The 8319-nt window shown below is 71.2% G+C and carries 1 protein-coding gene and 1 pseudogene; both read right to left on the bottom strand.

Translation table 11 applies throughout. The annotated features are described in order from the left end of the window. Positions 1–3654, bottom strand: a pseudogene (locus ACWC5C_RS41945) (type I polyketide synthase); the annotation flags it as partial. Positions 3655–3711: 57 nt separating this feature from the next. Next, a partial coding sequence (locus tag ACWC5C_RS41940; protein ID WP_450884607.1) for an SDR family NAD(P)-dependent oxidoreductase occupies positions 3712–8319 on the bottom strand: 4608 nt, incomplete at its 5' end.

The raw sequence follows: 8319 nt of genomic DNA, 5'->3' as shown, positions 1-8319 counted from the left end.
ACCACGCCGCGACACAAGCAACACATGCTCCGCACCATTCCGAGCCGCCCAACGCGCCACATGCGCGCCCAACGCACCCGTACCACCCGTGATCAACACCGTCCCCGACGGCACCCACGAACGTACAACCGGCGCATCCGCCGCCCGGGCCCGCACCAGACGGCGCCCGAACACACCCGACGCGCGAACCGCCACCTCGCCCTCGCCACCCACCAGAACGCGGGCCAGCCGCTCGCCGGTGGTCTCGCCCCACATCTCCGGCAGATCGACCAGTCCGCCCCAGCGCTCCGGGTATTCCAGCGCGGCAGTCCGGCCGAAACCCCACACCTGGGCCTGCACTACGCTGCCGGGCGCCTCGTCGGCGACCGCCACCGCACCGGCGGTCAGCAGCCACAGCGGGGCGTCGATCCCGGCGTCGCCGAGGGCCTGGACGAGCGCCAGGGTGCCGACGATCCCACGGGGCACCCCGACGTCGGCCTGCTCGTCGAGGCCGAGCAGGGAGACCACACCGGCCACCGTGCCCTCCCCGGTGGCGGCGCGCAGAGCTTCGGCGACACCGGGTCGTTCGAGGTCGGAAAGGATCACAGGGACGACGTGCGCGCCATGGTCCCCCAGGGCGCCGACGACCTCGTCAACGGCCTGGGACTCGAAGGTCACCACGATCCAAGTGCCGGACAGCACGGGCGCGGACGTCCCGGTGTCCAGGGGCTGCCAGGTGACGCGGTAGCGCCAGTCGTCGATGATCGAGAGCTCCCTGCGCTGTCTCCGCCAACTCGACAGAGCCGGCAGTACGGCGCTCAGTGGCTGCTCCCCGTCCACCTGCAGCGTCCCGGCGAGCGTAGCCAGGTCCTCACGCTCCACCGCTTCCCAGAACGCCGCCTCGACGGGGTCGCGCACGACCTCTCCGTCCGCGCCGAAGTCCCGGGATTCCAGCCAGAACCACTCGTGCTGGAAGGCGTAGGTGGGCAGATCGATGGCCTTGGCACCGGGGAACACGGCGTGCCAGTCCGGGGTGACACCCGCGACGTGCAGACGGCCGAGAGCGGTGACGAGGGCTTCCGGTTCGGGGCGGTCCTTGCGCAGGGCCGCGATCAACTCCCGGCGGCCGGTAAGGGTTTCCTGCGCCATCCCGGTCAGCACACCGTCCGGCCCCAGCTCCAGGAACACGGACACACCCTGCTCCTCCAGCCAGCGCACCCCGTCCCCGAAACGCACCGCCGCGCGGACGTGGCGCACCCAGTACTCGGCGGACGCCACATCCGCCGACGCCTGACCGGTCACATTCGACACCACCGGGATCGACGGCTGCTCGTACGTGAGCGACTCGGCGACCTGGCGGAAGTCGTCCAGCATCGCGTCCATGTGCGGCGAGTGGAACGCGTGACTCACCCGCAACTGCTTCGTCTTGAACTCCAGCTCCGCGAACACCGAGCCCAGCTCCGCGACCACGTCCGCGTCACCGGCGATCACGACCGAGGAGGGGCCGTTCACCGCGGCGAGAGACACTTCGGTCTCCCGGCCCTCCAGATACGGGGCCACCGTGGCCTCATCCGCACCCACCGCCAGCATCGCGCCACCCACCGGCAACGCCTGCATCAACCGCCCACGAGCCGCCACCAACGTCACCGCGTCGTCCAGGGACAGCACCCCGGCCACATGCGCCGCCGCCAGCTCACCGATGGAGTGCCCGGTCACGTAATCCGGACGCACACCCCACGACTCCACCAGCCGATACAGAGCCACCTCAAGAGCGAACAGACCCGGCTGCGTGAAGCCGGTCTGCCCCAGCAGCTCCCCACCCTCGAACATCACCTCACGCAACGGACGGTCCAGCACCCGGTCGAACCCCGCACACACCGCGTCCAACGCCTCCGCGAACACCGGATACGCCTCGTACAGCTCCCGGCCCATACCCGGCCGTTGCGAGCCCTGCCCCGAGAACAACACCGCCAACTGCCCGCGAGCCCCTCGGAAGGCGCCGGTCACCACTCCCGACGCCGGCGTTCCCTCCGCCAGCGCCGTGAGGCCCCGTAGCAGTTCCTCACGCCCGGCGCCCACCACAACCGCTCGGCGTTCCATGGTCGCCCGGGTCGTGGCCAGCGAGAAGGCCACGTCGACCGGTGAGCAGTCGTCGGCGAGGGCCGACCGCAGCCGCTCGGCCTGTGCCTTCAAGGCGGCGTCCGACTTCGCCGACAGCACCCACGGCACCACGGCACCGCTGCCGATCGGCGCGGCGCCGGACTCGGAGTCGGCGTCGGGCCCGGGGCCGGACTCCTCTGCCGTGGGCGGCTGTTCCACGATGACGTGGGCGTTGGTGCCGCTGACGCCGAAGGACGAGACACCCGCCCGGCGCGGCCGGTCGGTGTCGGGCCACGGACGCGGCTCGGTCAGCAGCTCGACGGCGCCCGCCGACCAGTCGACGTGGGACGACGGGGCGTCGACGTGCAGGGTCCTGGGCAGTATGCCGTGGCGCATGGCCATGACCATTTTGATGATGCCCGCGACACCCGAGGCGGCCTGTGTGTGACCGATGTTGGACTTGATGGAGCCCAGCCACAACGGACGACCGGCCTCGCGTTCCTGGCCGTAGGTGGCGAGCAGCGCCTCGGCCTCGATGGGGTCACCCAGGGTCGTACCCGTGCCGTGTGCCTCCACCGCGTCCACGTCCACGGGAGTGAGCCCCGCGGAGGTGAGGGCCTGCCGGATGACACGCTCCTGGGAAGGGCCGTTGGGCGCGGTCAGGCCGTTCGAGGCGCCGTCCTGGTTGACGGCCGAGCTGCGGATCACACCGAGCACGCGATGGCCGTTGCGCTGCGCGTCCGACAGGCGTTCCAGGAGCAGCAGGCCCACGCCTTCGGCCCAGCCGGTGCCGTCGGCGCCGTCGGCGAAGGACTTGCAGCGGCCGTCGGCGGACAGGCCCCGCTGGCGGCTGAAGTCGACGAACGTGCTCGGTGTGGACATGACGGTGACCCCGCCGGCGAGCGCCATCGTGCATTCACCGGCGCGCAGGGCCTGGCTCGCCCAGTGAAGGGCGACGAGGGAGGACGAGCACGCCGTGTCGACCGTTACCGCGGGGCCCTCCAGCCCGAGGGCGTAGGCGACCCGGCCGGAGACGACGCTCCCGGAGTTGCCGGTGCCGAGGTAGCCCTCCACGCCTTCGGGTACGACGTCCACGGCGGCCGCGTAGTCGTGGTACATGACACCGGCGAAGACACCGGTGCGGCTGCCGCGCAGTTCCGCCGGGTCGATGCCGGCGCGTTCCACGGCCTCCCACGCGGCCTCCAGAAGGAGCCGCTGCTGCGGATCCATGGCGACGGCCTCGCGCGGGCTGATCCCGAAGAAGGCCGGGTCGAAGGCTCCGGCATCGTGCAGGAAGCCGCCCTCACGGGCGTACGAGGTGCCCTCGTGGTCGGGGTCCGGGTGGTAGAGGGCCTCGGGGTCCCAGCCACGGTTCTCCGGGAAGCGGGTGATGCCGTCGCCGCTCTCCGCGACGAGCCGCCACAGGTCCTCCGGCGAGGCTATCCCACCGGGGTAGCGGCAGCTGATCCCGACGATCGCGACGGGCTCCTGCTCCTCGCCTTCCAGCTCGCGCAGGCGACGGCGGGTCGCGTGCAGGTCGGCAGAGACCTGCTTGAGGAAGTAACGGAGTCGTTCTTCGTTCGCCATCTAAAGTCAGCTCTCCTAGTGGATGGAACCCGAGCCCTGCGTGCGTCAGGAGATCCCGAACTCTTTGTTGAGGAAGTCGAAGACTTCGTCGTCCGACGCGGTGTCCAGTTCCTCCGCGACCGCTCGTTCCTCGTCTGTCTGCTGCGTCTCGTGGGCCTGGTGTGCCCCGGCCGGTCCGGTCCCGGCGTCATCGCCCCACTTGGCCAGCAAGGCATGCAGCCTTTCGGTGATCCGGGACCTGGCCTGTCCGCCGAACGACTCCTGTCCGAGGAGCCTTTCGAGGGCGTCCACTTCCGCTGTGCCGGCCTCGGCCATCGCGTGGGTGACGAGTCGGCCGCGCAGATGTCCGGCGACCGCCGCCGGCGTCGGATAGTTGAAGATCACCGTGGCGGCGAGACGGACCCCGGTGGCAGCGGTGAGCTGGTTGCGGAACTCGACCGCGGTGAGGGAGTCGAACCCGATCTCCTGGAAAGTCCGGTCCGCTTCGATCTCCTCCCGCTCCGTGTAGCCGAGAACACCTGCGGCATGGGAGCGCACCAGGGAGAGCAGTTCGGCTTCCTGCTCGGCCTCCGTCAGCGTCGCGAGCCGCTGTCCGAGCGTGCCGCCGCCTACGTCCGTCGACGCGGCGGCCGCGGTACGCCGCCCCGCCGGACCTGTCCTGCCCGTCCTGCCAGTCGTGCCCGTCGTGGGGACCAAGCCGCGCAGGATCTGGGGCAGTTCGCCGGCCCCGTCGGGCCGTCCGGACGATGCCCGCAGGGCGGGCACGTCGAGACGTACGGCGACCAGAGCCGCCCCGGGCGCGGTCACGGCCGCGTCGAACAGGGCGAGGCCCTGCTCGGCCGTGAGGGCGCCGAAGCCGCCGCGGCTCATCCGGGCTATGTGGGCCTCCGCGAGGTCACCGGTCATGCCGCTGCGCTGGGCCCACATGCCCCACGCCACCGAGGTGGCGGGCAGGCCCTCGGTCCGGCGGCGCTGGGCGAGAGCATCGAGGTAGGCATTGGCCGCCGCGTAGTTGGCCTGTCCCGCGCTGCCGAAAGTGGCCGCCGCCGAAGAGAACAGGACGAACAGCGCGAGGTCGTGCTCCCTGGTCAGCTCATGCAGGTGCTGGGCCGCGTCTGCCTTGGGCCCGAACACCTTCTCCAGGCGTTCCGGGCTCTGCGCCGGGAACACTCCGTCGTCGATGACACCGGCGGTGTGCACCACACCGGTCAGCGGCCGGTCGAGGGAGCCGATCAGCTCCGCCAGGGCATTGCGGTCGGCGACGTCGCAGGCCGCGAAGGTCACGTGCGCGCCCAGCCCCTGCAGCTCGGTCTCCAGCGCCTCGGCGCCCTCGACGTCCCGGCCGCGGCGCGAGACCAGCAGGAGGTGGCCCGCCCCGTGTTCGGTCACCAGGTGCCGGGCGACGAGACCGCCGAGCGTGCCCGTCGCCCCGCTGACGAGAACGGTGCCGTCGGGGTCCAGGCCGAGACCGTCGCGTGTCGCGGCGCCGCCCGCCCGGGCGAGCCGGGGCACCAAGGCGTCACCCGCGCGCAGCGCGGACTGTGGTTCCCCTGACAGGGCCGTGGCGGCCAGCGCACGGTACGACTCCGGCGTCCCGTCCACATCGACGAGCACCAAGCGCTCCGGGTTCTCCGACTGCGCGGAGCGGACCAGACCCCACACGGCCGCACCGGCGAGGTCCGGAACACCGCTGTCGTCCGTGGCCACGGCGCGTCGGGTGACGAGCACCAAACGGGAGCCCGCCAGCTCATCCCTGGAAAGCCAGTCCTGTACGAGTCGCAGGACATACCCGGTGACATCGCGCGCCTCGGCCGCGACACCGACGACGTCCGCGCCGTCTCCCGACGGCACCTCGGCGAAGACCAGCTCGGGGACCGGTATGCCCTCGGCCGTGCCGCCTTCGAGACGTTCGATGTCCTCGATGCCTTCGAGGTCGGAAAGTACGACACCGGTGGCGCCCGTCGTGGCGAAGCCTTCGACGAGGGATTCGGCGAACTCCGGTGCGCCCGCACCGACCACCGCGTACCTCGTGATGGCGCTCGTACCGCTGTCGGCGCCGGGCTCGGCGGGCACCCAGTCGACGGCGAACAGACCGTCCCGGCGGGCCGCCTGGGCGGCGGCGAGCTGCTCGTCCGCCACCGGACGCAGGACCAGCGACTCCACGGAGGCAACCGGGGCTCCGGTCTCATCGACGGCGAGGACGGACACCCCGTCGTCACCGCTGGGCGTGAGGCGTACGCGCAGGGCAGCCGCCCCCGAGGCGTGCAGACGTACGCCGGTCCAGGCGAACGGCAGTCCCGCGCCCCGCGCCTCGGCCGCGTTCCCGCTGTCGGTCGGTTCGTCGGCGGCACCCAGGGTCAGGCTGAGGCCGAGCGGATGCAGCGCCGCGTCGAGCAGCGCCGGATGCAGCCCGAACGTACCGGCGTCGTCGAGGTGTTCATCGGGCAGGGCCACCTCGGCGTAGACGGCGTCCTCGGTCCGCCACACGGAACGCAGCCCGAGGAAGGCGGACCCGTAAGCGAAGCCGACATCGGCGAGCCCCGAGTACAGCTCCTCAACGGGCACCTCAACGGCGTCCGCGGGCGGCCACGCGGCGAGTACGGCCCCGTCCACCGGGCCACCGGGCGCGAGCGTACCGGCCGCGTGCTGGGTCCACGGCTCCTCGCGTGCGGCGTCCTCGGCGCGCGAGTGGATGGTCAGCGACCGCCGCCCGGATCCGTCGTCGGCACCCACCACGAGCTGCACCCGCACGGCCTCGTCCTGCGGCAGGACCAGCGGAGCCTGAAGGGTCAGCTCCTCCAGCTCGTCGCAGCCCGCCTCGTCACACGCCCGGACGGCGAGTTCCACGAACGCCGTCGCCGGTACGAGCACGACGCCGGACAACGCGTGTCCCGCGAGCCACGGATGAGTCCGCAGGGACAGTCGCCCGGTGAGCAGGAACCCGTCGGCGTCGGCCAACGGCACCGCCGCGCCCAGCAGCGGATGCTCCACGGAGAGGAGCCCGGCGGGGGCCACGTCGCCGGTGGAGGCGGCCGATTCCAGCCAGTAGTGCTGGCGTTGGAAGGGGTAGGTGGGGAGGGGGGTGCGGCGAGCGCCGGTGCCGGTGAAGTACGCCGACCAGTCCGGGGTCACGCCCGCCACGTGCAGACGGCCGACGGCCGTGGCCAGGGCTTCCGATTCGGGGCGGTCCTTGCGCAGCGCCGCGATCAGCTGCGCGTCACCGGTAAGGGACTCCTGCGCCATACCCGACAGCACACCGTCCGGACCCAGCTCCAGGAACACCGCGACACCCTGCTCCTCCAGCCAGCGCACCCCGTCACCAAAACGCACCGCCGCACGCACATGACGCACCCAGTACTCAGCCGACGCCACATCCGCCGACGCCTGACCGGTCACATTCGACACCACCGGGATCGACGGCTGCCCGTACGTCAACGACTCCGCGATACGGCGGAAGTCATCCAGCATCGCGTCCATATGCGGCGAGTGGAACGCATGGCTCACCCGCAACCGCTTCGTCTTATGCCCGAGTCCAGCGAACACCGCACCCAGCTCCGCGACCACGGCCGCATCACCAGCGATGACCACCGACGACGGACCGTTGACGGCGGCCAGAGACACCTGACTCTCCCGGCCCTCCAGATACGGGGCAACGGTCGCCTCATCCGCACCCACCGCCAGCATCGCGCCACCCACTGGCAACGCCTGCATCAGACGGCCACGAGCCGCCACCAGCGTCACCGCGTCGTCCAGGGACAACACCCCAGCCACATGCGCCGCCGCCAACTCACCGATGGAGTGCCCGGTCACGTAATCCGGACGCACACCCCACGACTCCACCAGCCGATACAGAGCCACCTCAAGAGCGAACAGACCCGGCTGCGTGAACTCGGTCCGATCCAGCAGCTCCCCATCCTCGAACATCACCTCACGCAACGGACGGTCCAGCACCCGGTCGAACCCCGCGCACACGGCATCCAGCGCCTCCGCGAAGGCCGGGAAGGATTCGTACACCTCCCGGCCCATACCGGTCCGTTGAGAACCCTGTCCCGAGAACAACACCGCCGTCAGTCCCGAGTCGTCCCGGGCCACACCCCGCACCACACCTGCGGCCGGAGCGCCTTCCACAACCGCGTCCAGGCCCCGCAGCAGCTCCTCCGGATCTGAACCGACCACCACCGCGCGATGCTCCAAAGCCGCACGCGTCGTCGCCAGCGAGAACGCCACATCAACCGCCGAGAAATCATCAGCCAGCGCCGACCGCAGCCGCCGCGCCTGCACCCTCAGCGCGGCCTCCGACTTCGCCGACACCACCCACGGCACCACACCGGCCGGTGCCGACGTGACCAATTCCCCCGGGGCCGGAACGGGAGGAGCCTGTTCGAGGATGAGGTGGGCATTCGTGCCACTCACACCGAACGACGAGACCGCCGCACGGCGCGGGCGATCCACATCCGGCCAGGACCGGGCCTCCGTCAGCAGCTCCACCGCACCCGCCGACCAGTCCACGTGCGACGACGGCGCATCGACGTGCAAGGACTTCGGCAGTTCTCCATGGCGCATCGCCATGACCATCTTGATAACGCCCGCGACACCCGAAGCGGCCTGCGTGTGCCCGATATTCGACTTGATCGACCCCAGCCACAACGGCTC

It is taken from the genome of Streptomyces sp. NPDC001700 (assembly GCF_053596435.1).
This window is presented reverse-complemented; position numbering and strand designations above follow the sequence as displayed.